We start from the raw sequence: 23,488 nt of genomic DNA on the forward strand, positions 1-23,488 counted from the left end.
ATTCCTTCGGCCACGCCGGCGATTTTGTGCGGTGAATCGTTAACGTCTTGCTAACCATAGGAGTTTGCCTATGCTCGCGGCCGATCGTATGTGGCCAACGAGATGAGCTTCCACCAATGACGCGGTTTCCTACCTTCTTCCTGTCGCATGGCGGCGGCCCCTGGCCTTTCATGGAGGACAGGCGGGTGCAATATGCCAGGACCGCCGAAGAGTTCGGCCGGTTGCCGCAGCTTCTGCCCGAGAAACCCAAGGCGGTGCTCGTCATCACCGGCCATTGGGAGGCCGACGCCTTCACCGTGTCGACCTCGGCGCATCCGCCGATGGTGTACGACTATTACGGTTTCCCCGAGCATACCTATCACCTGAAATATCCGGCGCCGGGCCGGCCCGAGCTCGCCGCGGAGGTGAAGGCGCTGCTCACGCGCGCCGGCCTCGATTGCCGGGAGGATCCCAATCAGGGCTTCGATCACGGCACCTTCGTGCCGCTCGGGCTGATGTATCCGAACGCCGACATGCCGATCGTGCTGCTGTCGCTGAGATCGACCTATGATGCGGCCGAGCACGTCAGGGCCGGAGAGGCGATCGCATCGCTGCGCGATGAAGGCATTTTGATCGTCGGCAGCGGGCTCACCTATCACAACATGCGTGGCTTCGGGCGGGCAGAGTCGAAGCCGGTCTCGTATGATTTCGAGGCCTATTTGAACGAGGCGATCAGCCACAAGGATGCGGCGCGCCGCAACGCGATGCTGGTTGACTGGGAGAACGCCCCGAGCGCGCGTCTGGCCCATCCGCGCGAAGATCATCTGCTGCCGCTGATGGTGGCCGCCGGTGCGGCCGGCAGCGACGTCGGCCATCGCGTTTTTGTCGACGAGGTCGCAAACGTCGCGATGGCGTCGTATGTGTTCGGCAATCAGCCCTGAATCGCGCGGCTGCACTCAATTCACAATTTACGCCAACGACGCGTCGATCTTTCTCGCGGTATCCGTTCCGAGCAATTGCTCATAGCGAGCCTTGAGGGCGGCGTAACATTCGCACGTGCCTTCCTCCAGTCCCTCGGCATCCAGAATCCTGATCTTGCCGCGCGCGTAACGGATCAGACCGGCCGCTTGCAGCGTGCGTGCGACGACGGTCACGCTCGATCGCCGAGCGCCCAGCATCTGTCCGAGATATTCCTGCGTGAACTGGAGTTGGTCGCTGCCGGACAAGTCACGCGCGCGCAGCAGCCAGCGACAGAGCCGGGCCTGGACGCTATGCGAGGCGAAGCACGCTGCCGACTGCTGGGCTTGGGCGTAGACGGCCTGCTCATGCCGCATAAGGAGCGCCAACAACCTGGGACTCTGGAGCGTGGCCGTCTTCAGCGCATCCATATTGCAGACGACGATGTCTCCGCCAAGTTGAACGATGCCGCGACAGAGGGACATCCGCCCGTCCAGCGCCGCGGCTGCGCCGACGACGCCATCGATTCCGACCATCGCAGTTTCAATCATCTCTCCGGTCGAGAGGGTCACCACCAGCGAGACCACTGCGCCGGCAGGAAAGTAAACGGAGCGAATTTCCTGATCGGCCTCGAACAGCAGAGAATGCTGCTCGAAGGCGACTGTCTTCAAGTGCGGTTCGAGGATTCTGAAATCGGTTTCGGAAAGATGCCTCAGCAAGAGGTTCTTCATGCGTCGCTCCCTGGGACTGGCGGGAGCGCAGAGAACTCTCAGCTATCGGTGCCTCATGCGGATATCCGATAATGGAACAACAGTAAGAGCCGTACCGCACATAGCGAGTCTTTATTTCACTATGCCAGATTTTGACATAAGGATCGAAGGGAATCCGGTCGAGAACGTCAGTAAGGCTCGCCTGTATCTGCGGCGCGACAGCTAACCGCTGCGGGGCCTTCACATGTCTCGGCGAGCAGCCGAATGCGATAGATGGGCTCCCGTCTTGGACCCAGAAGCTCGATCCGCCATTCGGCATTTTTTTCGAGAATGCAGTCTCGCGCCAAATCCCCGAACACTCTCGTCGTTTCCGTCCACGCAGATTTATGATCCACGATCTCGGCCAGATGCTCGACCGTGCCGCCGTCGCACCTGGTAATCCGGAAGTAATGGTCGGGCATGATGCGCTCCGAACGGCCGCGAGGATATCACTCAGTCTGACCGGTCCGCCAATTATGTCAGCTAACGCACATAAGGACCCTGGGCGCCTGTACCTGCAAATGCAAGCGAAATCGGGCGCATGGCCTGAGACTGAATCTCGCAAAGGTTGAATCGTGACGCCGGCTTTTGGGCGGGATCCGGCGGTCCGCACTCCAGCGTGCCTATTCTCCTCGTTTCCAGGAGTTCGCCGGAACAGCGTTTCGCTGGTCGCTCATGCTCTTCAGCAGGCGAACGTCATTCGATTCAGCCGTGGCCACATCGAGTCGTCAACGTCGCAGAGCTCAATAAGGCGACCCGCGAATGCTATCGCGCGGTGATGTTGCAGTACAAGCGGCTCCGGTTTTCTCCGGAAGAGAAATCCGAGGCTTGAACAAGCCTAACCGTACTTCAGCTTCATCACCAGAATGCCGCCGGCGAGCACCATGGTGACGGTGTTGGCGGCGACCAGCGGAGCGTCGCCGGAGAGCAGGCCGTATATCAGCCAGAGTGCCAGGCCCAGCACCATGATCAGGAACATGCCGAGCGAAATGTCGCGCGCCGAACGGGTCTTCCAGACCTTGATGGCCTGGGGCGCGTAGGCGATTGTGGTGCAGGTGGCGGCAGCGAAGCCGATCAGCTTGATCGCGAAGGGGTCCATGGCGGCTCTATAACATTGATTCGGCGGCGGCAGAGCGTCTGAGGCGGCCCTCCAGGCGGCAGTCTGCCCGCGCCTCGTCCTTCGAGACGGCGCTTAGGCCCCCCTCAGGATGAGGCTGGGCAGCACGGTGCTGTGGAAATTGTTGCCGCATATTCCGCCCTCATCCCGAGGAGGCCGCGGATGCGGGCGTCTCGACGGATGCGCCGCAGGAAGCCGCTATTCAAATGCGAGAGGCCTGCCGCTTCAGGTGCGTCCAGCAATGAGATCGCGATAGAGCGCGGCATAGTCGCCTGCGCGGTTGCGCCAGGACACGTCGGTTGCAAGGCCGCTCAACTGCAGCCGGCGCCAGGTCGGCTTGTCGTGGAAGGCGGTGTTGGCCTTGCGCAGTGTGCCGGCGAGGGCGTCCGCGGTGACGGGTGCGAACTTGAAGCCGGTGGCATCGCGGCCTGACGCAGCGGCCTCGCCGATATCGACAATGGTATCCTCGAGACCGCCGACGCGCGAGACGATGGGCACGGCGCCGTAGCGCAGCGCGCAGAGCTGTGTCAGGCCGCACGGCTCGAAGCGAGACGGCACGATGAGCGCGTCCGAGCCGGCCTGGATCAGATGCGCGAGAATTTCGTCATAGCCGATCACGACCCCGATCCGGCCGGGGTTCGCGCGCGCGGCGGCCTGATAGCGATCCTGCAGATCGCGGTCGCCGCTGCCGAGCAGCGCGAGCTGCATGCCTTCGCGCAAAATGGTCGGAATGGCCTCGAGCAGGAGATCGAGCCCCTTCTGCCAGGACAGGCGGCTGATGACACCGAGCAATGGCGCCTCGTCGGAGGAATCCAGATTGAACTGCTGCTGGAGCACGGCCTTGTTTGCGGCCCGGAACGTGAGGTCCTCCGCGCCGAAGCGGTAGGCGATGTGCGGGTCGCGTTGCGGGTTCCACACCTCGATGTCGATGCCGTTGAGGATACCGCTCAGCACGCTGGCGCGGGCGCGAAGCAGGCCGCCGAACCCCATGCCGCCCTCGTCGCTCTGGATTTCCTGCGCGTAGGTCGGCGACACCGTGGTGATGCGATCGGCGAACTGCAGGCCTGCCTTCAGGAAACTGATGCCGCCGAAATATTCGAGGGCGTCGACGTTGAAGGCGTGCCAGGGAAGGCCAATCGATCCGATGAGCTGAGGAGCGAACTTGCCCTGATAGGCCATGTTGTGGATGGTCATCACGGTGGCGGGCCGTGGCCGGTTGTCGTAGTGCAGATAGGCCGGCGTCAGCCCGGCCTGCCAGTCATGGGCATGCACCACGTCAGGCACGAAGGCGGAAACGAGGCCGTGGCCGATATCGGCCGCGATGCGCGACAGGGCCGCAAAGCGCACGCCATTGTCCGGCCAGTCGACGCCTTCGGCCGTCACGTAAGGGTTGCCAGGCCGCGCGTAGAGATGCGGCACGTCGAGCACGAACAGGTCGAGGCCGTCATGTGAGCCGGCCAGCAGGCGTCCGGGGCCGCCGAAATAATCCGGCCAGCGCCGGATTTCCTCGGCTCCCCCCAGCAGCCTCATCACGTCGGGATAGCCCGGCATCAGCGTGCGCATCTCGATGCCATGCGCCTTCAGCGCAATCGGCAGCGCGCCGGCGACGTCCGCGAGCCCGCCGGTCTTGACGATGGGATAGACTTCAGAGGCGACCGCGAGGACGCGAACAGGCGTCATGTATTGAGCCTGTCGAGCATCGGCTGGGTGATGAGCGAAATGCCCTGTTCGGTGGTGCGGAAGCGCTTTGCGTCCAGCTCGGGATCCTCGCCGACGACGAGGCCTTCCGGGATCTCGACGCCGCGATCGATCACGACGTTCTTCAAGCGCGCGCCGCGGCCGATATTGACGTAGGGCATGATCACAGCGTTCTCGACATTGGCATAGGAGTTGATGCGCACGCCGGTGAACAGCAGCGAACGCCGCAGCGAGGCGCCGGAAATGATGCAGCCGCCCGAGACCAGCGAGCTCACGGCCTGGCCGCGGCGACTCTCCTCGTCATGGACGAATTTCGCCGGAGGCGTGATCTCCGAATAGGACCAGATCGGCCAGGCGCGGTCGAACAGATCGAGTTCCGGCACCACGTCGGTGAGGTCGATATTGGCGGCCCAATAGGCGTCGACCGTGCCGACGTCGCGCCAGTAGGAGCGGGGGTCTTCGCCGGAGCGGACGCAGGAGGTCGAGTACTGGTGCGCCATGGCGCGGCCGTGCTTGACGAGGTAGGGAATGATGTCCTTGCCGAAATCGTGGTTGGAGTTCGGGTCCTCGGCGTCGCGCTTGAGCTCCTCGAACAGGAATTTCGCGTTGAACACGTAAATGCCCATGCTGGCCAGCGAGACATCCGGCTTGCCGGGCATCGGCGGCGGATCGGCCGGTTTCTCCAGGAACGACTTGATCCAGCCGTTCTCGTCGATGTGCATGATGCCGAAGCCGGAAGATTCCTGGCGCGGCATCTCCAGGCAGCCGACGGTGACGTCGGCGCCGCTCTCGACGTGCTGGCGCAGCATCACCTCGTAGTCCATCTTGTAGATGTGGTCGCCGGCGAGCACGACGATGAAGCGGCAGGCGTGGGATTCGATGATGTCGATGTTCTGGTAGACCGCATCCGCCGTGCCGACATACCACATGTTCTCGGAGACACGCTGGCTCGCCGGGAGGATGTCGAAGCTCTCGTTGCGCTCGGGGCGGAAGAAGTTCCAGCCCATCTGAAGATGCCGGATCAGGCTGTGCGCCTTGTACTGGGTCGCGACCGCGATACGGCGAATGCCCGAGTTCACCGCGTTCGACAGCGCGAAATCGATGATGCGGGATTTTCCGCCGAAATAAACCGCGGGCTTGGCGCGCCGGTCGGTCAACTCCAGCAGCCGGCTGCCGCGTCCGCCGGCCAGAACGAAGGCCAGCGCCTGGCGGGCAAGCGGCTCGGGTCTCGCGGCACTCATTTGATCCTCCCACACAGACTGGGGCGCAGCCAAAATCCCTCTCTCACGGAGGGCCTGTCGGGCGCCGTCGGGCAAAGAATAGTAGCGGTAGGAACGGTAAGTCGGAAAGTAGGTTGTTGGTTGCGAAACGCATGAACCTTAATGCTTTATCGCGGCCCGCGTGGGCCGGCGTTCCCGGATCGGCCGCCGGGATGACGATGGCCGGGCCAGGCGATCTGTCCGGCCGGCTTGGCTCATCGTCGCTATTGGGGCCTGGGCCTGCAGGTATGGAACGGCTGATGGGCAAGGATACCCGTGCACCACGGGCTTTTCAGGCGAGTGACGATATGCCGCCTGGTTGGCTCGACAGCCAAATTTCCGATCCCGGCCGGTTTGCTGTCCTGCCCGGGCGTTGTCCAGGCGTCGCCCGTCTTTACGCGGGCCATCCTTGCGGCCATGCCGTCGAGGGCTTCGAACGATCGAACGAGATTGTCATCAAGTGTGGCGGTTTCGGGTGGCGGCCTGAACTCGAAGCGGTCGCCAGTGACCAACAACAACGTCACGACGACGAGACCGATTGCGCAACATGCCAAGGCAACGGCCGTCGCGATCATGGCACGGTAATCGTCCGTATCGTCGCTGAACGGTTGAGACAGCAACATGGATTATGCAAACCGTCGACGCCAGGTGACCTCAATCCCGAATGCTTCCGACCAGGGTTGGCCTAGATCAGGCAAGTCAGGTAAACAACGGCGGCGGTGAGCGCGGTCGCAATCGACCAGAGCGCGGGATCGAAAGTCTCCGCGATCACTTTGGCTTCGGCTCTTTTCCTTCGCATGGATTTCCTCCAGTCAACGGGAAGCGGCGAGCACCGCGCTGCCTGCGATATGCGGCCTTCCGAGCGCTGCTTCGATCGTAGCCGGCTTGGCATACACATGAACACACAGTGTGAATGCAGTGACCGAGATGGCAGCGAGCAGCGCCACAATCACGATTTTGCGGTGGGTCGCGCGATCCGCATGGTGAATTGAATGGCTCATCAAGGCCCCTCCGTGCCCACCTGGGCACGATCAACCAGAACCTGGCGGCTTGGATATTGCGCTGCTTATCTTAGGGAGACTTACCTAGGTGGTTTGACGGAGGCGTACGGACCACATGGCACGGGCGGCGGAGTCCCTGCTGTCTTGTGCGGTGCACCGCAAAACGAAGTCTTTGACTTGGGGCAATGAAACGCCATCGTGGTGTGCGACGTTTGAGATCGAGGCGTCAGACAAGGAGTGAAGCGATGAGCATCTGGAAGACAGGAGCTGCCTGTGCACTGGCAATAACCGTGACGGTCGGCCAATTGGAGCAGGCCGCGGCGGCGCCGATGCCGACCAATATCGAAACCATGAAGACGATGGTTCCCAACGACGCCACGCAGGTGCATTGGCGCGGCGGCGGCTGGGGATTGGGCATCGGTGGTCTCGCGGCCGGCGCGATCATCGGCGGCGCTATCGCGAGCGGCGGCTATTACGGCGGCGGCCCGTATTACGGCGGCTATGGATATCCGGGCTACGGTTATGGTTATGCGCCAGCCTACTATGGCGGCGGTCCGTATTATGGTGGCTACGCGCAGCCTTACGTCTATCCCCGGTATTACGGCTACCGTCGATATTACCGGCCTTACTATGGTCCGCGTTATGGATACTACAGGCCCTACGGTGGCTATCATCGATACTACCGTCGCCATTGGTGAACTCGCGAGCCCGGTAGACGAAGACCCGGTAGACCAAGAGATGCCTGAACCTGATCATGCTTGAATCGGGTTTGGTCAGAACAGGGTTTGGTATGCCTGAACAGGTAGGCGCGGCGCCAATTGTATCATCCGGTTGCACGTCGGGCTTGCCGGCCATTCGGCAAGCCCGTTGATTTGTCATAGGCAGGCTCCTTTGACGCGAACGCACGCAGTGCGCAGCGGCTGCGCCGGCTCGCACGCGGGTGCTTCATAAACAGTAACAATGTGTGATGGCACCACCGGCCGGGCCCTGCCGCGGCTTGGAACCTCGTGGAACAGCGGAACGTTTGTAGCGCGGGGCAGGGTTAACGGGGAGCGGTGCCGTGCGAGCGCAGCCGACGCTATTGTTTTGTCTAGCTACCTTCTTGCTTTCAGCTTTTTCTGTCGCCCACGCTGAAAGCGGGCTTGCCTCCTATTACGGATACGGAAAGGCCGGAAAAGGCGAACTGACCTGCGCTCACCGGACGCGGCCCTTCGGCAGCATGCTGCGGGTGTCGTATGGTAGCCGCTCGATTCAGTGCCGCGTCAACGATCGCGGCCCCTTCATCCGCGGTCGCATCGTCGATCTCTCGGTGCCGGCCGCCAGAGCGCTTGGCATGATGAGCGCCGGCGTGGTGCGGGTCTCGGTGGAATAGACCTGCCGGCGCGCTATAGTGCTGCCCAAGGTGTGGGTGAGGGGCGCTATGGCCAGGATCAGGGTGGGACTCGTCGGCTGCGGCTTCGTGTCGGAGCTGCATATGTATGCGTTCCGGCGCGTCTACGGCGTGGATGTCGAGGTCGCGGCGGTCGCCGCGCGCGGGGACCACGTCGTCGAATTCGCCGCCCGCCATCAGATCCCGCGCGTCTACCGCAGCTTTGCCGAACTGATCGCCGACCGCGAACTCGACGTGATCGATATCTGCACGCCGCCCAATCTCCATGCCGGGATGATCGTCGCCAGCATGCAGGCCGGCAAGCACGTGATCTGTGAAAAGCCCTTTGCCGGCTATTTCGGCCGTCAGGGCGACAAACAGCCGATCGGCAAGCACGTCCCGAAGGCGCAGATGTACGAACGCGTGCTGGAGGAGATGGACGCGACCCGCGCCGCGATCGAACGTACCGGCAGGCTTTTCATGTATGCCGAGGACTGGATCTACGCGCCCGCGGTGACCAAGACCGCGGAAATCATCAAGGCCACCAAGGACAAGATCCTGTTCATGAAAGGCGAGGAGAGTCATTCCGGCTCGCATGCGGCGCATGCCGCGCAATGGGCGATGACCGGCGGCGGATCGCTGATCCGGATGGGGTGCCATCCGCTCTCCGCCGTGCTCTATCTGAAGCAGGTCGAGGCCAGAGCGCGCGGCGAAACCATCCATATTGCCAGCGTCACCGGCGATGTCGGCAACGTCACGGCCGTCCTCAAGCCGGAGGAGCGCACCTACATCAAGGCCAATCCCGTCGACGTCGAGGACTGGGGCACGCTCACCGCGACCTTCTCCGACGGCACCAAGGCCACCGTGTTCTCCGGCGACATGATCATGGGCGGCGTGCGCAACCTGATCGAGACCTACACCTCCGGCGGCTCGCTGTTCGCCAACATCACGCCGAACACGCATCTGATGAGCTACCAGACCTCCGAGGAGAAGCTCGCCTCCGTCTACATCACCGAGAAGGTCGACCGCAAAACCGGCTGGCAATATGTCTGCCTGGAGGAGGAATGGACCCGCGGCTATCTCCAGGAGATCCAGGATTTCATGGAGTGTGCCGCGACGGGCCGGCAGCCGCTGTCGGACCTCGCGCTGGCCTACGAGACGATCAAGGTGAACTACGCCGGCTATTGGGCGGCGGAGGAGGGACGGCGGGTGGTGCTGTAGGGCGTGGCGAGTGGGTAGAACTATCGCCGCAGCGGGACTGCTCCCTCTCCCCGCAAGCGGGGAGAGGCGCAGAACGATAGTCTCACGTCCCGTAAGTCGATCCCTTCGGCAGCGGAAACACCGGGTCCCGCGTCCTGATGTTGGTCGGCCACACCACGGAGATGTGCTCGCCGGCATTCTGCATCACCACGGGCGTCGAGCGCTCGTTCTGGCCGGAGAGCGGCGTGCCCGGCGGGAAGAATTTCACGCCATAGCCTTGGATGGTGCCGCCGGCGGGAATGTCGACGTCGAGCGCGGCCTTGCGGATGGCCTCGGGCTCGAAGCCGCCGTACTTTTCCTTGGCGACCGGCAGCACGTTGTTGAGCAGCACCCAGGTCTGGTTGAAGCCCATCGAGCAGTGCGGCGGTACGTCGGTCGCGCCGGTCTTGGCCTGGTAGCGCGAGACCATGATCTTGGTCAGATCGCCGATGCCCGGCGCAAGCTTGGCGGGATCGAGCAATTGTGCCGGCACCGGATCGATGTTGCAGAAATTGTCGATGTCGGCGCCGAAGGTCGCGCGCAGCTTGTCGAGCTGGCTGTAGCCGGCGCCGGCGCCGAACAGCATCTTGAAGCGCAGGCCGCTCTCGCGGGCCTGGCGCAGGAACAGCGTGATGTCCGGATTGTAGCCGGCATGCGAGATCACATCGGCCTTGGCGCGCTTGATTTTTGTAACCAGCACCGACAAATCGGGGGCCGAAGCCGAATAGCCCTCTTTCAGCACGACCTGAAGTCCGGCCTCCTTGGCATAGGCCTCGTCCGCGGCGGCGACGCCAACACCGTAAGGGCCGTCCTCGTGGATCAACGCGATCTTGACGTCCTTTGGCTCCATGCCGAGCTTCGCCTTGGCGTGCTCGTTCATGAAGCCGGCAAAGGCCTGGCCATACTGGTCCGAATGGATCTGCGCGCGAAACACATATTGCAGGTTCTTGTCCTTGAACACGGCGGTCGAGACCGCGGTCGTGATCCAGAGGATCTTCTTCTGCTGCTCGACCTTCGCCGCCATCGGCACCGCATGCGCGCTCGAATAGACGCCGTTGATGATGTCGATCTTTTCCTGGCTGATCAGCCGCTCGGCCTCGTTGATCGCCACGTCCGCCTTGCTCTGCGAATCCGCCGCGACCGGCACGATCTTGGTCTTGCCGCCGATGCCGCCCTTCTCGTTGACGAGGTCGATGGCGATCTGCGCGCCGACCGAGGAAGCGACCGAACCGCCGGCGGCGAACGGGCCGGTCAAATCGTAGATCAGGCCAATGCGCAGATTCTCGGCTTGCGCCTGGGCCCGTGTCCAATCCAGGCTGAGTGCGGCGGCGGCAGCCGCCGAGCTCTTCAGCAGCTGCCTGCGTGAAGTCGGCATTCTATCCTCCCTCGAAACCGTCTTATGATCTGGTCTTGTTATTTTTTTTCGAAGTATGGCGAGCGGGACCGCGGAAAGTCAACATCGCCCAAGGTCGATACGCTCCGGCCGCGGCACACAACGCACCTGCGAAAGGCAAAGCAAAAGCCCACCGCTCCCTGCGGAGCGATGGGCTTGATGCTGGCGAAAGCCGATTTACTGCGACAGCTTCACGAAGGCCGGAAACTTCAGCTTCCCTTCGGCGATTTTCTCCGGCCACACCACGACCTGCTTGCCGTCCTGCCATTGGAAGACCAGGCCGGACACGGTTGTGGGGCCGGACTTGATGCCATGGGTGAACTCGTCATCCTTGCCATAAAACTGGATGCGGCCAATCGTGCCCTCGAAATCGGTCTTCTCGAGCTCGGTGACCATCTTGTCGGGATCGGTCGAGCCTGCGCGCTTGATGGCTTCCGTAATGAAATAGACCTCGTCATAGGCGGTATAGCCGGTATAGGCCGGCGGCGCGCCGAACTTGGCCTTGTAGGCGGCTGCGAACGGTTTGGTCTTGGAGGTCACGGCGACGTCGGGCGTCGCGACGGCGAGCGACGGCACGCCGTCGGCGGCGCCATTGGTGTCCTTCCAGAAGGTCGGGCTCAGCGCCTGCGCGCTGATTCCGAACATCGGGACCGGCACCTGCTGGTTCTTCCACTGCACCGTCGGCTGTACGCCGACATGCGAGATGCCGGTCACGATCACATCAGGCTTCTTGCCCTCGATGTTGTTGAAGATCGGCGTGAAGTCGGTGGTGTCGGGCGAGAAGCGCACGTGCTCGACGACTTTCAGGCCCGCCTTGGGCAGGCAGGCCTCGTAGCCGACGTCGAGCGGTTTGGTCCAGGCGGCGTCCTCGCTCATGATCGCGACGGTCTTGAATTTGAGCTTGTCAACGAGGAGATCCTTGGCGGCGTCGCAGACGAGCTGGGCCTGGGCAGCCGAGGTCAGATAGCCGTGGAAGGTGTATTTGTTCTTCTCGTAGTCGTTGTGGATCGCCTTGGTGATCTCGTTCGAGGCGGCGCCGGGGGTGATCAGCGGCATCTTCAGCCGCGCCGCCCAGGGCTCGAGCGCCAGCACGACCTCGCTGATGTAGCTCGCGATCACCGCCGACACCTTGTCCTCGCTGACGGCACGCTGGAACGCGCGCACGGAGTCCGCCGAGGAGCTCTTGTTGTCGTAGGTCACGATCTCGATCTTGCGGCCGAGGATGCCGCCCTTGGCGTTGATCTCGTCAGCGGCGATCTGGGCGCCGCCCGGCGTCGCGGCACCGGCGATCGATTGCACCTCGGCGATGACGCCGATCTTGATCGGATCGTTCGACTGCGCGTAGGCGGGAGCAGCGAGGCACAGCGCCAGCGCGGAGGCGAGGAGGAAGCTGCTCATATTCGTCGATGGTCGCATGGTCGTTTCCCTTTCGTTTGTTCTTGTTGATGCTTGCGCGCTACAGAAAATCGGCGCCGGCTTCCGCGGCGAAGCGGCCGGGATCGCCCTCCCAGACGACCCGGGCATGCTCCAGCACATAGACGCGGTCGGCATGCGGAAGCGCGAAGGTCACGTTCTGCTCGCCGAGCAGCACCGTGATCGAGGTGGTCTGCCGCAGCTTCGTCAGCGCCTTGGACAATTGTTCGAGGATGACGGGAGCGAGGCCCAGCGTCGGCTCGTCCAGGATCAGGATCTGCGGCTGCATCATCAGCGCGCGGCCGATCGCGAGCATCTGCTGCTCGCCGCCGGAGAGCGTCTGCGCCATCTGGCCCTGGCGTTCCTTCAGGATCGGGAACAGCTCGAACAACCAGGCGAGCTGCTTTGCGCGGGCCTCGTCGGCCAGATGCTGGCCGCCGAGATCGAGATTTTCCCGCACGCTCATCTCGCCGAACAGCTCGCGCGATTCCGGACATTGCACGAGACCGCTGCGTGCGATCCTGGCCGGGCTGGTGCCGCGCAGCCTGTCGCCGCCGCGCACGATCTCTCCGCTATAGGGCAGGAAGCCGGAGATGGTGTTGAACAGCGTGGTCTTGCCGGCGCCGTTGAGGCCGACGATCGAGACGAACTCGCCCTCGTGGACGTGGATAGAGACGTTCTCCAGCGCCTGCGCCTTGCCGTAGAATACGCTGACATTCTCGACCTGGAGCAGCGGCACCTTGTCCTTGAAGCTGGTCTCGGGCCGCGCATGGGTCTCGATGGCGCCGCCGAGATAGACCCGCCGCACGGTCTCGTTCTTCATGACGTCCTCGGCCTTGCCGGTGACGATCTCCTCGCCGAGATACATCGCGAGCACGCGGTCGACGAGCGCGGCGACGCTCTTGACGTTGTGGTCGACCAGCATCACCGCACGGCCCTCGTCGCGAAAGCTGCGGATCAGGTCGGAGAAGATTTCGACCTCGGCCCGCGTCAGCCCGGCGAAGGGCTCGTCCACCAGCACGACTTTTGGATCGCGCGCGATGGCCTTGGCGAGTTCCAGCCGGCGCAAATCCGCGAATGGCAGCGTCGGCGGGCGGCGGTGCATGACGGCGCCGAGGCCGACGCGGTCGGCGATCCATTTGGCGCGCTCGATCAGCGCCTTGTCCGGGAACAGCATGAACAGGCTGTCCGGCAACAGCGCCACCATGATGTTCTCCAGCACCGTCTGCCGGTTCAGCGGACGCGAGTGCTGGAACACCATGCCAAAGCCCTTGCGCGCGATCTTGTGCGCGGGCAGGCCGGCGACGTTCTCGCCTTCGAAGATCACCTCGCCCGCGGTCGGGCGCTCGATGCCCATCACGCTTTTCATCGCGGTCGACTTGCCCGAGCCGTTCGGCCCGATCAGGCCGAAGATCTCGCCGCCGTTGACCTCGAAGCCGAGGTTCTTCACCGCCGTGAGACCGCCGAAGCGCTTGGTCAGACCGCGGACTTCGAGCACGGCCCGGTTTGAAAGCCTCATATCCATCACGAACGAGCCTCGCGCGAGAGGGCCGCTCCGAGGAAGCCGCCGGGAAAGAACAGCACGACGAGCAGGGCGACCGCCGAGACGATGAAGGTCGCAAGCTCCCCGGTCGGCCGCAGGAATTCGCCGGCGACGATCAGGAAGATCGCGCCCAGCGCAGCGCCAAGCACGGTGCGCCGGCCGCCGAGCACGGCCGAGACGATGACGTTGACGCCGACCGCGACGTCGACCACGGTGCCGACCGAGGCGGTGCCGAAATAGAACACCAGCAGCGCGCCCGAGAGCCCGGAGAAGAACGCGCTGACGATGAAGGCGGCGAGCTTGTGCTTGACGATGTTGAAGCCGAGCGCGCCGGCCTGCACCGGATCCTGGCCGCTGGCCTGGAGCACGAGGCCGATCGGCGATTGCGACAGCCCGTAGAGGATCGCGGCCGAGATCGTCATGAAGCCGAGCGCGATCCAGTAATTGGCGCCGGCGTTGATGGTGATGACGTCGGGGATGGTCAGCCCGATCTCGCCGCCGGTCAGATCGGCGAACACCACGATGAAGTTCTGCAGCATCAGCACCGCGACCAGCGTGGTCAGGCCGAAATAGGGTCCGCGCACCCGAAGCGCCGGCAAGGCCAGTACGAGACCGGCGATGACGGAGGCAAGCGCGCCGAGTACGATGCAGAGATAGACCGACCAGCCGAACTGGGCATTCAGGATGCCGGCGGTGTAGGCGCCGACGCCGATCAGGAAGGTCGGGCCGAAATTGACCTCGCCGGCGAAGCCGAACAGCAGGTCCCAGGCCATCGCGAACACGCCGAAATAGAACGCCACGGTGAGCAGGCCCAGCACGTAGCCGGAGACGTAGAGCGGCAGCGTCGCCGCGACGACGACGAGCGCGAGCGAGATGAAGAACAGGCGTGAGGTGAAAAAGCTGGACATCTCAGCGCCTCCCCAGAAGGCCCTGGGGCCGGATGTACATCACGAACACGAGCAGCAGCAGCGCCGGAATGGTGCGGTAGGCCGGCGAGACCAGATAGGCCGTCAGCGTTTCGAGATAGCCGACCACGAAGGCCGCGATCAGCGAGCCTGAGACGCTGCCGAGGCCGCCGAGCACCACGATCGAAAACGCGCTCGCCGTCAGTGGTCCGACACTGTAGGAGCTGACGCCGAGGAACATGCCGAGCAGCACGCCGGCGATGCCGGCGAGGATGCCGTAGATTCCCCACACCACGATGTAGATGTTGGTGAGCTCGAGCCCGAGGAGGGTGACGCCGCGCGGGTTCATCGACGCCGCCAGCACCGCCTTGCCGGTGCGGGTGCGGTTCACCAGCAGCCACAGCAGCGCGATGACGAGGCAGCACACGATCGCGGTGAAGATCTCGTTCTTCGGCGTGCGCACGCCGAGGATCTCGACGACGCCCTCGACGATCGGCAGCACGGTTTTGGCGTTATTGGTGAAGAAATAGGCGATCAGCTCCTGGATCATGATGCCCCAGAGCAGCGTTCCCGTCAGAACGAAGATCTCCTTCTCCTCATTGGGGATGCGCCGGGAATCCTGGATGGGCTTCACCACCGCGAAATAGGTGGCGAAGGCGGTGAGGAGAGCGACACCGACGCCGATCAGCGCGCCGGCATAGGTGCCGACATTCAGCACGCTGGCGGCGGCCCAGGCCGCCACCGCTGCCGCCACCATGATGGCGCCGTGGGAGAGGTTGAGCACGCCGGAGACGCCGAAGATGAGCGTGAAGCCGGTGGCACCGAGAGCATAGAGGGCGCTGATGGCAAAGCCATCGATCAAAATCTGGAAAGCTCGCATTGATGATTGGCCGCGTGGCAGCTCGGGCTGCCGCTTTGAGGAAAGGTGCTGCGGGGACGCCGCAAGTGGAAGCTCCCGGGAGGTGATCCCGGGAGCATGTCCTGCCGACTAGTTGCTGAGCTTGATGAAGCTCGGGAACTTGATATCGACCTTGGCGATGTCCTTGGGCCAGACCGCGCTCTGCTTGCCGTCCTGCCATTGCAGCATCAGCCCGGTGATCAGGCCCTTGCCGTACTTGATCGAGTGGGTGAACGGATCATCCTTGCCATAGAACTGGACGCGGCCGATCGTGCCTTCCCAGTCGGTCGTCTCCAGCGCAGCGACCAGCTTGTCGGCGTCGGTCGAGCCCGCGCGTTTCACCGCATCGGCGATGTAATAGACCTCGTCATAGGCGGTGTAGCCGGCATAGGACGGATAGTTGCCGAACTTCTTCTTGAAGTTCTCCGCGAACGGCACCGACTTCGGCGTCACTGCCACGCCGGGGCCGGAGACGCCCTGGTAGAGCACGCCTTCGGCGGCCTGGTTGGTGTCCTTGCCGAAGGTCTCGTTGGTGGCCTGCGAGGAGATGCCGAACATCGGGATCGGCACCTGCTGGTTCTTCCACTGCACCGTCGGCTGCACGCCGACGTGGGAGATTCCGGTGATGATCACGTCGGGCTTGGCGCCCTCGATCTTGTTGAAGATCGGCGTGAAGTCGGTGGTGTCGGGCGAGAAGCGGATGTGGTCGAGCACCTTCAGCCCGATCTTGGGCAGGCATTCCTCGTAGCCGACGTCGAGCGGCTTGGTCCAGGCGGCGTCCTCGCTCATGATGACCGCAGTCTTCATGTGCATCTTGTCGACGAGCAGGTCCTTGGCGCCGTCGCAGACCGACAGCGCCAGCGCCGCGGAGGTCAAATAGCCGTGGAAGGTGTATTTGTTCTTCTCGTAGTCGGCATGCACGCTCTTGCTGATCTCGTTGGAAGCGGCGCCGGGCGTAACGAAGGGCGTCTTCAGCCGCGAGGCCCAGGGCTCAAGCGCGAGCACGACCTCGCTGATGTAGCTGGCGATCACGACGTTGACCTTGTCCTCGTTCACCGCGCGCTGGAACGCACGCACTGAATCTGCCGAGGAGGAATGATTGTCGTAGCCGACGATTTCGATCTTGCGGCCATCGACGCCGCCCTTGGCGTTGATCTCGTCGGCGGCGAGTTGCGCCGCCTGGGGAATCGACGCGCCGGCGATTGCCTGCGCTTCCGCGATCACGCCGATCCTGATCGGATCGGCCGCAAGTGCCGCGCCTGACGTCATCAACACACCGGCTGCGGCGGTACCGAGTGCCATTCGCAACGCAACAGAGAGTCGTTTCTTCATCTTGTTCTCTCCCTTTGAACAGGCCTCTTGTGAGCCATTGTGTCGCAACTATACCGGCGAGGGCACTCTCGGCAAGTGAAACTGCGTTCAGGATTGTGAGAGAGAACTAAAGTCTAGCGCTGCGCAAATTGCAGGCAAAAGAGCAGCGAAACACTGATCGTGCGCAGGCATGCAGATTCCGTCGGCGGGCATGCGTGAGTATCAAGGGCTGAGAGCAATCGTCGGTTGACGAGCCGCGATCTCGTCAAGCGCTTCAGCGTGCTTGCAGCAGGGATGGATCGAGCGGTGTCAGCCGGGCGGGATCGAATGGCGACAAGTCAATCTCGCGCGTTGCACCTTCAGCGATCAGTTCTGCCAGCGCTTGCCCGGTCGCCGGCGCATTGAGGATGCCCCAGACATTGTGCCCGGTCGCAACATAGAGGTTATCGCTCCGCGGCACCTTGCCGATCAAGGGCAAGCCGTCCTGCGTCACCGGACGGAAACAGGCCTGCTGCGCGATGATCCTTTCGGGACGGAACAGCGGCGATAGCCGCCCGGACATGGTCTGCAGCCGCGCGATCGCATCGCGATCGGGCGTCACGGCGGCGGGATCGAGCGGCAGCGGCGCGATGTCGGAAAGAGCCGTGATGTGCGTGCTGCCGTCCGCGCGTGGGAAGACCTCGATCGACACTGCGCTGCCGTCTTCCTCCCTCTCCAGGAATAACGCTTCGGCCGGTGCGTCGCCGTCGGTGTCGTAGACGATGCTCGGGCTGCGCTGGCCGTAGACGGGAGGCAGGCTCATCCATTGCGCCGCGAGCAGCGACCACGGTCCCATCGCGATCACGACGGCATCCGCCTCGATCAGATCACCATCGATCTCGACGCCCCCGGCTGTCATTCCGTCAGTGCCGCGCGTGATGCCGGTGACACAGCCATGATGCAGCTTCGCGCCTTGCGCCCGCGCTGCGTTCATCACGGCCGACGTGAACTTGCGGGGATGAACGATCGCAGTCGTCTCCGCCGTGCCGATGCACTGTGCAATGACGACGCCGTCGCTGAGCCAGCCAAGCGCGGACGGTGCATCCCGGCGCGCGTCGCCGTCGGACGCAACGAAACCGCTATAGGCGGTCATCGGCCGGTAGCCCCAATCGCCCGAGATTTCCTCCGGCAGTTGTGCGTGAAGCGCAAAGCTGCGCCGGGCCAACGCATCGAGCGGCGTGCCGGTGCACCAGTCCCGTGCCAGGAAGCCGCCGGCCTTGCCCGACGCGGCGGCCGCGACCTCGGTCCGTTCCACGACGGTCACGTCGATGCCGCGGCGGCGCAGGAAATAAGCCGTGCAGGCCCCGATCACGCCGCCGCCGCAGATCACAACGCGCATGATTTCTTTCCTGACTCAGGTCGCTCCCGGGAGCCCGTTTCGACTCCATCGGAAACAACCTAGCTCGCGTAACCCCGTTCCAGCGATTGACGCTGCCGGTGCCGGTCCAGCGCCAGATCGACGAGCCGCGTCAGCAGCTCGCCATACGGTACGCCCGAGGCTTCCATCATCTTCGGATACATGCTGATCGACGTGAAGCCGGGCAGGGTGTTGATCTCATTGAAATAGAACTCGCCGGTTTGCCGGTCGAGGAAGAAGTCGACGCGTGCGAAGCCGCCGCATTCGAGCGCGGCGAACACTTCTGTGGCCAGTGAGCGCACGCGCTCCATCTGCGCGGCGTCGAGCCGGGCCGGAAGGTCAACCCGAGCGCCATCGGGATCGAGATATTTTGCCTCGTACGAATAGAACTCGTGATGGGCATTGGGGTTCAGCTCGCTGGCGACGCTCGCGAACAGCGTCTCGCCCTCGAGCACCGCGACCTCGATCTCGCGCGCGTCGATGCCCTGTTCGACCAGCACCTTGACGTCATAGCGAAACGCATCGTCGAGCGCCGTTTCTAGCGCATCCTGCGTCTTGACCTTGTGGATGCCGACGCTGGAGCCCATGTTGCACGGCTTGACGAAGACCGGGAGATTCAGGCCCTCGACTGCCTTCGCAAGCGATGAGATGCGGTCCTGGACCAAGGCCTTGCGGGTGAGCACGCGATAGGGCGCGACCGGAATGCCGGCGAATTCAGCGAGCCGCTTGGCGACATCCTTGTCCATGCTGACGGCGGAGGCGAGAACGCCCGATCCCACATAGGCGACATCGGCCAATTCCAGCAGGCCTTGCACGGTGCCGTCCTCGCAGAGCGGCCCGTGGATGACCGGAAACACGACGTCGATCTCGATCGGGTTGGCAGCGCCTTGCGTGATCGGCATCAGGGCTCCGCGCCCATCGGGGCCTCTGGCGAGCCGCATCTCCGGCGCATCGGGCAGAATCGGCAAAGCCGTCGCGTGCGACTGATCGAGCGTCTGAAGATCGTTCCATTGCCACCGGCCCGTCTTGTCGATGGAGACCGGGATCACCTCGAAGCGGGTGCGGTCGAGATGCCTGAATACGGAGGCGGCCGATTTCAGCGAGACCTCATGCTCACCGGACCTGCCGCCATAGAGAACAACGACGCGAATTTTGTCTGCCATGGCTCAATTATCATGCGCTCGATCCGGAAGTCACCCTTTGTTGTCCGATTCGAGCATCAACGCAGCGATGGGAACAACACGGCGCCGGCGAGGCACACCGGCGCCGTGTCGCAATTGAAGGCTTGTGCCGTTCAGCCCGGGCCTGCACCTTGCGTTGCCGTGTACACCGCGTAGAGCGACTGGCTCGCAGCCATGAACAGTCGGTTGCGCTTCGGGCCGCCGAAGCAGATGTTGCCGCACACTTCCGGCAGCCGGATGCGGCCGAGTAGCTTGCCTTCGGGCGACCACACCGTCGCGCCGCTATAGCCGACGGCGCGGCCGGCATTGCTGGAGGCCCAGACGTTGCCGTTGACGTCGCAGCGCACGCCGTCCGGTCCGCACTTCACGCCATCGACAACGCACTCGCTGAATCGCTTGTGGTTGGTGAGCTTGTTGTCGCTGCCGACGTCGAACACGAAGATCTCGCCTTTGCCACCGGGGCCGGTATCGCCCGGTCCCTTGCCGGTCGATACGACATAGAGCTTCTTGAAGTCCGGAGAGAAGCACAGCCCGTTCGGATCGGGCACCTGCTCCTCGGTGACGACGAGATCGATGCGGCCCGATGGGTCGATGCGATAGCAATTGGTCGGCAGCTCGCGCTTGCCCGGCACGAAGCCGGCCGGCTGTCCGATCCGCGGATTGAGCTTGCCGCCGGAATTGCTTGGGCCGCCCGCGGCGTCGGGCTCGCCTTCATAGAGCTGGCCGCCATAGGGCGGATCGGTGAACCAGTAGCTGCCGTCTGGATGTGCAACGACATCGTTCGGCGAGTTCAGCCGCTTGCCCTGATAGGAGTCGGCGAGCACGGTCGCGGTGCCGTCATGCTCGTAACGCGTCACCCGCCGCGTCAGGTGTTCGCAGGAGAGCTGCCGGCCCTGGAAGTCGAACGAGTTGCCGTTGGAGTTGTTGGACGGCGAACGGAATACGCTGACGCGGCCGTCGTCTTCGCTCCATCGCATTTGCCGGTTGTTGGGAATGTCGCTCCACAGCAGATAGCGGCCCTGCGCGCTCCAGGCCGGGCCTTCGGCCCACAGCACGCCGGTGTGCAGGCGCTTGATCGCCGTGTTGGGCTGCGCGAGATCGTTGAAGGACGGATCGACCGCGATGATGTCGGGGTCCCAGAAATAAGTGGTCGGCGCGCCGTGGGGGCCGAAGTCGCGCGGCGGGGTGGTGATCGTCGTCGGCGGTGCGGCAGGTCCGGTCTGGGCCAGCGCGGCGCCGGCACCGGCCATGGTGGCCGCGCCGAGCGCGAGTCCCCGGACGAGTGTTCGTCGTGAAAGCGCAGTCTCCTGGTCACGCTGAGCCTCTTGGCGTGTCATCGCGTCCTCCCGGTCTTGTTCGCTGGCCGGTTGATCCGGCCGAGCAAGGGGAAGGTTAGTCCGGTCTGGTGACGGTTGCGAGGGGTAGGCTCGCATCCTCTGCGCGATATCGCGCCGCAAGCGGGTTGGAATATCGAACAAGAAAACGACAAATTCGTCTCGGCGCGGGCGGGTCGCAGAAACCGGTTCCGGGCGTCGCCAGGCTGTGGAGCATGTCAAGCCTTGACCTCCTGCGCGATGCTGGCAGAACGTCATTCGGGGCGCAGGTCGGAGTTCACTGTGGCAGTCGCTGTCGTCGTACTGGTTATGCTGCTGGCGATCGCTTTTTCGGCCGGCTATTTCACCCGCGACTATGTCTCCCGGAAACGGCGGGCGGCGGCGCGTCGCTGGCGCGGGTACACCGAGCCGGATTGGCTCCGCGCCAATGCGCCGGCCAACACCAACGAGGTCGCGAACCCCGACGAGGCGATACCTGTCGCCACCGGCGAACTCGGTCAGATGCTGGACCGCTGGGAGAGCAGGGCGCGCTCCCGCCGCGCGGGATAGCCGGCGAACCGCCCATCCCTCGGAAATCAGGTCAGCTGTTCTGACCATCTTTTGGCGTTGCAGGGGCCGCCAATTCTCGTCTAGAAACATTGCATCGAGCCTCCCGGCAACCAACCGTCAACGGTTTTGACCGAGGATTGAGGGCTCAAAAGGGTCTGGCAATGCTGATTCGCGGCCAAATTGATGGGATTTCGGGGGAGGTGGCTCTGGCCGCCGCCACGATCCCGGCCGCGCTGCTGCCCACCCTCCTGATTGGCGGGCTTCTTCTTAGCTGCCCCTGAGGGCCGGCTGGGCGCCATGCGCCTGGGCGCTCAGGGGTTGGTCGAGATCACCGGACACCTCAAGCGCCCAGAACACTGACGGCGCAAAAGCTCAAAAGGAATTTTTCAATGGCCTCCGTGAACAAGTCCGACAAGGACCGCGTCATCATTTTCGACACCACGCTGCGCGACGGCGAGCAGTGCCCCGGCGCCACCATGACCTTCGAGGAGAAGCTCGAGGTCGCCGAGATGCTGGATGATATGGGTGTCGACGTCATCGAGGCCGGCTTCCCCATCACCTCGGAAGGCGACTTCCAGGCGGTCAGCGAGATCGCCCGCCGCTCCAAGAACGCCGTCATCGCCGGCCTGTCGCGCGCCCATCCCGCCGACATCGATCGCTGCGCCGAGGCGGTGAAATTTGCAAAGCGCGGCCGCGTCCACACCGTGATCGCGACCTCGCCGCTGCATATGCGGGTGAAGCTGAACAAGACCCCCGAGCAGGTGCTCGAGACCTCGGTCGCCATGGTTGCGCGCGCCCGCAACCAGATCGACGACGTCGAATGGTCGGCCGAGGACGGCACCCGCAGCGAGATGGATTATCTGTGCCGCATCGTGGAAGCCGTCATCAAGGCCGGTGCGACCACGGTGAACATCCCCGACACCGTCGGCTACACCACGCCCGACGAATACACCCACTTCATGAAGACGCTGATCGAGCGCGTGCCGAACTCGGACAAGGCGGTGTTCTCCGTGCACTGCCATAACGATCTCGGCATGGCGGTGGCGAACTCGCTGGCCGGCGTCATCGGCGGCGCGCGCCAGGTCGAGTGCACCATCAACGGCATCGGCGAGCGTGCCGGCAACGCCGCGCTGGAAGAGATCGTGATGGCGATCAACGTCCGCAACGACAAATTCCCGTTCTGGAATAAGATCGACACCACGCAGCTCACCCGCGCCTCGAAGGTGGTGTCGGCGGCGACCTCGTTCCCGGTGCAGTACAACAAGGCGATCGTCGGCCGGAACGCCTTCGCCCACGAGAGCGGCATCCATCAGGACGGCGTACTGAAGGACGCCTCGACCTACGAGATCATGCGGCCCGAGATGGTCGGCCTGAAGCAGTCTTCGCTGGTGCTGGGCAAGCATTCCGGCCGCCATGCCTTCGTGCACAAGCTGGAGGAGATGGGCTACAAGCTCGGCCCGAACCAGCTGGAAGATGCGTTCACGCGGATGAAGGCGCTCGCCGACCGCAAGAAGGACATCTATGACGAGGACATCGAGGCGCTGGTCGACGAGGAGATGGCGGCCTCGCACGACCGCATCAAGCTGACCTCGCTGACCGTGATCGCCGGCACCCATGGTCCGCAGCGCGCGACCATGAAGCTCGACGTCGACGGCCAGATCAAGATCGAGGAGGCCGAAGGCAACGGTCCGGTCGACGCCGTGTTCAACTGCATCAAGGCGCTGGTGCCGCACGAGGCCAAGCTCGACCTGTACCAGGTCCACGCCGTGACCCAGGGCACCGACGCGCAGGCCGAGGTTTCGGTGCGGCTGTCGCATGAGGGACGCGCGATGACCGCGCGCGCGGCGGATCCGGATACGCTGGTGGCGTCGGCCAAGGCCTATCTCGGCGCGCTCAACAAGATCGTCATGAAGCGTCAGCGCGACACGGTCACGACGGCGACGGCGGCGGCAAGCTGAGCTGCACTCACGGCCAATCGGCAGAAACGCGGCGCGCTCGGCGCCGCGTTTTTCGTTCATCGTCCTGCGTGGTGCTTCCGCGGATATCCCCGCGGCCCTGCATTTTTGCAAGGAGACCCCCTGCTAACAGGCAATGGTGCCGATACCGGCTTCCCTATAAAGCTGCCTTCAAGTCTTTGACTTAAAATCTTGAAATCAAGCTTTGGGGCCGGCGTGCCGCGCCTCACAAGAAATGCGGG

General features: G+C 63.7%; 22 protein-coding genes. 6 read left to right on the plus strand and 16 right to left on the minus strand.

Annotated features, from left to right (window positions below; translation table 11 throughout):
- The first annotated feature begins 116 nt into the window (after nucleotides 1–116).
- Complete coding sequence (locus tag OC450_RS03100) at nucleotides 117–920, plus strand: DODA-type extradiol aromatic ring-opening family dioxygenase (protein WP_211384636.1); 804 nt, start codon at nucleotides 117–119, stop codon at nucleotides 918–920.
- A gap of 27 nt (nucleotides 921–947) precedes the next feature.
- Here the strand turns inward: OC450_RS03100 and OC450_RS03105 are convergent, their stop codons facing one another.
- The 7 genes from OC450_RS03105 to OC450_RS03140 form a co-directional block, all read right to left on the minus strand.
- A complete protein-coding gene (locus tag OC450_RS03105; protein WP_262047150.1) occupies nucleotides 948–1,667 on the minus strand; it encodes a Crp/Fnr family transcriptional regulator in 720 nt (239 codons plus the stop codon).
- A gap of 167 nt (nucleotides 1,668–1,834) precedes the next feature.
- Nucleotides 1,835–2,107: a hypothetical protein gene (locus OC450_RS03110; protein ID WP_262047151.1), complete on the minus strand. Its 273-nt coding sequence runs from the start codon at nucleotides 2,105–2,107 to the stop codon at nucleotides 1,835–1,837.
- 416 nt (nucleotides 2,108–2,523) lie between these two features.
- A complete protein-coding gene (locus OC450_RS03120) occupies nucleotides 2,524–2,784 on the minus strand; it encodes a SemiSWEET transporter (RefSeq protein WP_211384639.1) in 261 nt (86 codons plus the stop codon).
- A gap of 243 nt (nucleotides 2,785–3,027) precedes the next feature.
- Nucleotides 3,028–4,482, minus strand: coding sequence for a glycogen synthase GlgA (gene glgA, locus OC450_RS03125; protein ID WP_262047152.1), 1,455 nt, complete (start codon nucleotides 4,480–4,482; stop codon nucleotides 3,028–3,030).
- On the minus strand, nucleotides 4,479–5,741 hold the full coding sequence (gene glgC / locus OC450_RS03130) for a glucose-1-phosphate adenylyltransferase (RefSeq protein WP_211384641.1): 1,263 nt from the start codon (nucleotides 5,739–5,741) through the stop codon (nucleotides 4,479–4,481). Before glgC ends, glgA begins: the two co-directional genes overlap by 4 nt.
- A gap of 242 nt (nucleotides 5,742–5,983) precedes the next feature.
- Nucleotides 5,984–6,382 (minus strand): hypothetical protein, encoded by a 399-nt coding sequence (locus tag OC450_RS03135; RefSeq protein ID WP_211384642.1) that lies wholly within the window; start codon nucleotides 6,380–6,382, stop codon nucleotides 5,984–5,986.
- Between the two features lie 189 nt (nucleotides 6,383–6,571).
- Nucleotides 6,572–6,760: a hypothetical protein gene (locus OC450_RS03140; RefSeq protein ID WP_211384826.1), complete on the minus strand. Its 189-nt coding sequence runs from the start codon at nucleotides 6,758–6,760 to the stop codon at nucleotides 6,572–6,574.
- A 245-nt stretch (nucleotides 6,761–7,005) separates the two neighbouring features.
- Here OC450_RS03140 and OC450_RS03145 point away from each other — a divergent pair, with 245 nt between their 5' ends.
- The 3 genes from OC450_RS03145 (at nucleotide 7,006) to OC450_RS03155 (ending at nucleotide 9,350) form a co-directional block, all read left to right on the plus strand.
- Nucleotides 7,006–7,458, plus strand: coding sequence for a hypothetical protein (locus OC450_RS03145; RefSeq protein ID WP_211384643.1), 453 nt, complete (start codon nucleotides 7,006–7,008; stop codon nucleotides 7,456–7,458).
- A gap of 362 nt (nucleotides 7,459–7,820) precedes the next feature.
- Nucleotides 7,821–8,132 carry a septal ring lytic transglycosylase RlpA family protein gene (locus OC450_RS03150; RefSeq protein WP_211384644.1) on the plus strand — a complete coding sequence of 104 codons (312 nt, stop codon included), beginning with the start codon at nucleotides 7,821–7,823 and terminating at the stop codon, nucleotides 8,130–8,132.
- Between the two features lie 48 nt (nucleotides 8,133–8,180).
- Nucleotides 8,181–9,350 carry a Gfo/Idh/MocA family protein gene (locus tag OC450_RS03155; RefSeq protein ID WP_262047153.1) on the plus strand — a complete coding sequence of 390 codons (1,170 nt, stop codon included), beginning with the start codon at nucleotides 8,181–8,183 and terminating at the stop codon, nucleotides 9,348–9,350.
- 82 nt (nucleotides 9,351–9,432) lie between these two features.
- Here the strand turns inward: OC450_RS03155 and OC450_RS03160 are convergent, their stop codons facing one another.
- From OC450_RS03160 to OC450_RS03200, 9 genes are all read right to left on the minus strand, one after another.
- Entirely contained in the window at nucleotides 9,433–10,743 is a 1,311-nt protein-coding gene (locus tag OC450_RS03160) for an ABC transporter substrate-binding protein (protein ID WP_211384646.1), read from the minus strand.
- A gap of 195 nt (nucleotides 10,744–10,938) precedes the next feature.
- Entirely contained in the window at nucleotides 10,939–12,177 is a 1,239-nt protein-coding gene (locus OC450_RS03165; protein ID WP_211384647.1) for an ABC transporter substrate-binding protein, read from the minus strand.
- A 40-nt stretch (nucleotides 12,178–12,217) separates the two neighbouring features.
- Complete coding sequence (locus OC450_RS03170) at nucleotides 12,218–13,699, minus strand: ATP-binding cassette domain-containing protein (RefSeq protein ID WP_211384811.1); 1,482 nt, start codon at nucleotides 13,697–13,699, stop codon at nucleotides 12,218–12,220.
- A complete protein-coding gene (locus OC450_RS03175) occupies nucleotides 13,699–14,625 on the minus strand; it encodes a branched-chain amino acid ABC transporter permease (protein WP_211384648.1) in 927 nt (308 codons plus the stop codon). Before OC450_RS03175 ends, OC450_RS03170 begins: the two co-directional genes overlap by 1 nt.
- A gap of 1 nt (nucleotide 14,626) precedes the next feature.
- Entirely contained in the window at nucleotides 14,627–15,502 is an 876-nt protein-coding gene (locus tag OC450_RS03180) for a branched-chain amino acid ABC transporter permease (protein ID WP_211384649.1), read from the minus strand.
- Between the two features lie 108 nt (nucleotides 15,503–15,610).
- Nucleotides 15,611–16,822: an ABC transporter substrate-binding protein gene (locus tag OC450_RS03185; RefSeq protein ID WP_249129170.1), complete on the minus strand. Its 1,212-nt coding sequence runs from the start codon at nucleotides 16,820–16,822 to the stop codon at nucleotides 15,611–15,613.
- Between the two features lie 283 nt (nucleotides 16,823–17,105).
- The gene (locus OC450_RS03190) at nucleotides 17,106–18,209 is read right to left on the minus strand and encodes an NAD(P)/FAD-dependent oxidoreductase (RefSeq protein WP_211384651.1); all 1,104 of its coding nucleotides are present in this window, start codon (nucleotides 18,207–18,209) and stop codon (nucleotides 17,106–17,108) included.
- A 59-nt stretch (nucleotides 18,210–18,268) separates the two neighbouring features.
- Nucleotides 18,269–19,390, minus strand: a complete 1,122-nt coding sequence (locus OC450_RS03195) for a D-alanine--D-alanine ligase family protein (protein WP_306235180.1) — start codon at nucleotides 19,388–19,390, stop codon at nucleotides 18,269–18,271.
- A gap of 131 nt (nucleotides 19,391–19,521) precedes the next feature.
- Nucleotides 19,522–20,745: an SMP-30/gluconolactonase/LRE family protein gene (locus tag OC450_RS03200; protein WP_211384653.1), complete on the minus strand. Its 1,224-nt coding sequence runs from the start codon at nucleotides 20,743–20,745 to the stop codon at nucleotides 19,522–19,524.
- Between the two features lie 237 nt (nucleotides 20,746–20,982).
- On the opposite strand from OC450_RS03200, the gene OC450_RS03205 reads away from it, so the two are divergent.
- Together OC450_RS03205 and OC450_RS03210 are read left to right on the plus strand one after the other, a co-directional pair.
- Complete coding sequence (locus OC450_RS03205) at nucleotides 20,983–21,291, plus strand: hypothetical protein (RefSeq protein ID WP_211384654.1); 309 nt, start codon at nucleotides 20,983–20,985, stop codon at nucleotides 21,289–21,291.
- A gap of 389 nt (nucleotides 21,292–21,680) precedes the next feature.
- On the plus strand, nucleotides 21,681–23,249 hold the full coding sequence (locus OC450_RS03210) for a 2-isopropylmalate synthase (RefSeq protein WP_211384655.1): 1,569 nt from the start codon (nucleotides 21,681–21,683) through the stop codon (nucleotides 23,247–23,249).
- The last annotated feature ends 239 nt before the right edge of the window (nucleotides 23,250–23,488 follow it).

Origin of the sequence: Bradyrhizobium sp. Bra78 (genome assembly GCF_024519855.1) — a bacterium.
Lineage (GTDB): Bacteria > Pseudomonadota > Alphaproteobacteria > Rhizobiales > Xanthobacteraceae > Bradyrhizobium > Bradyrhizobium japonicum_G.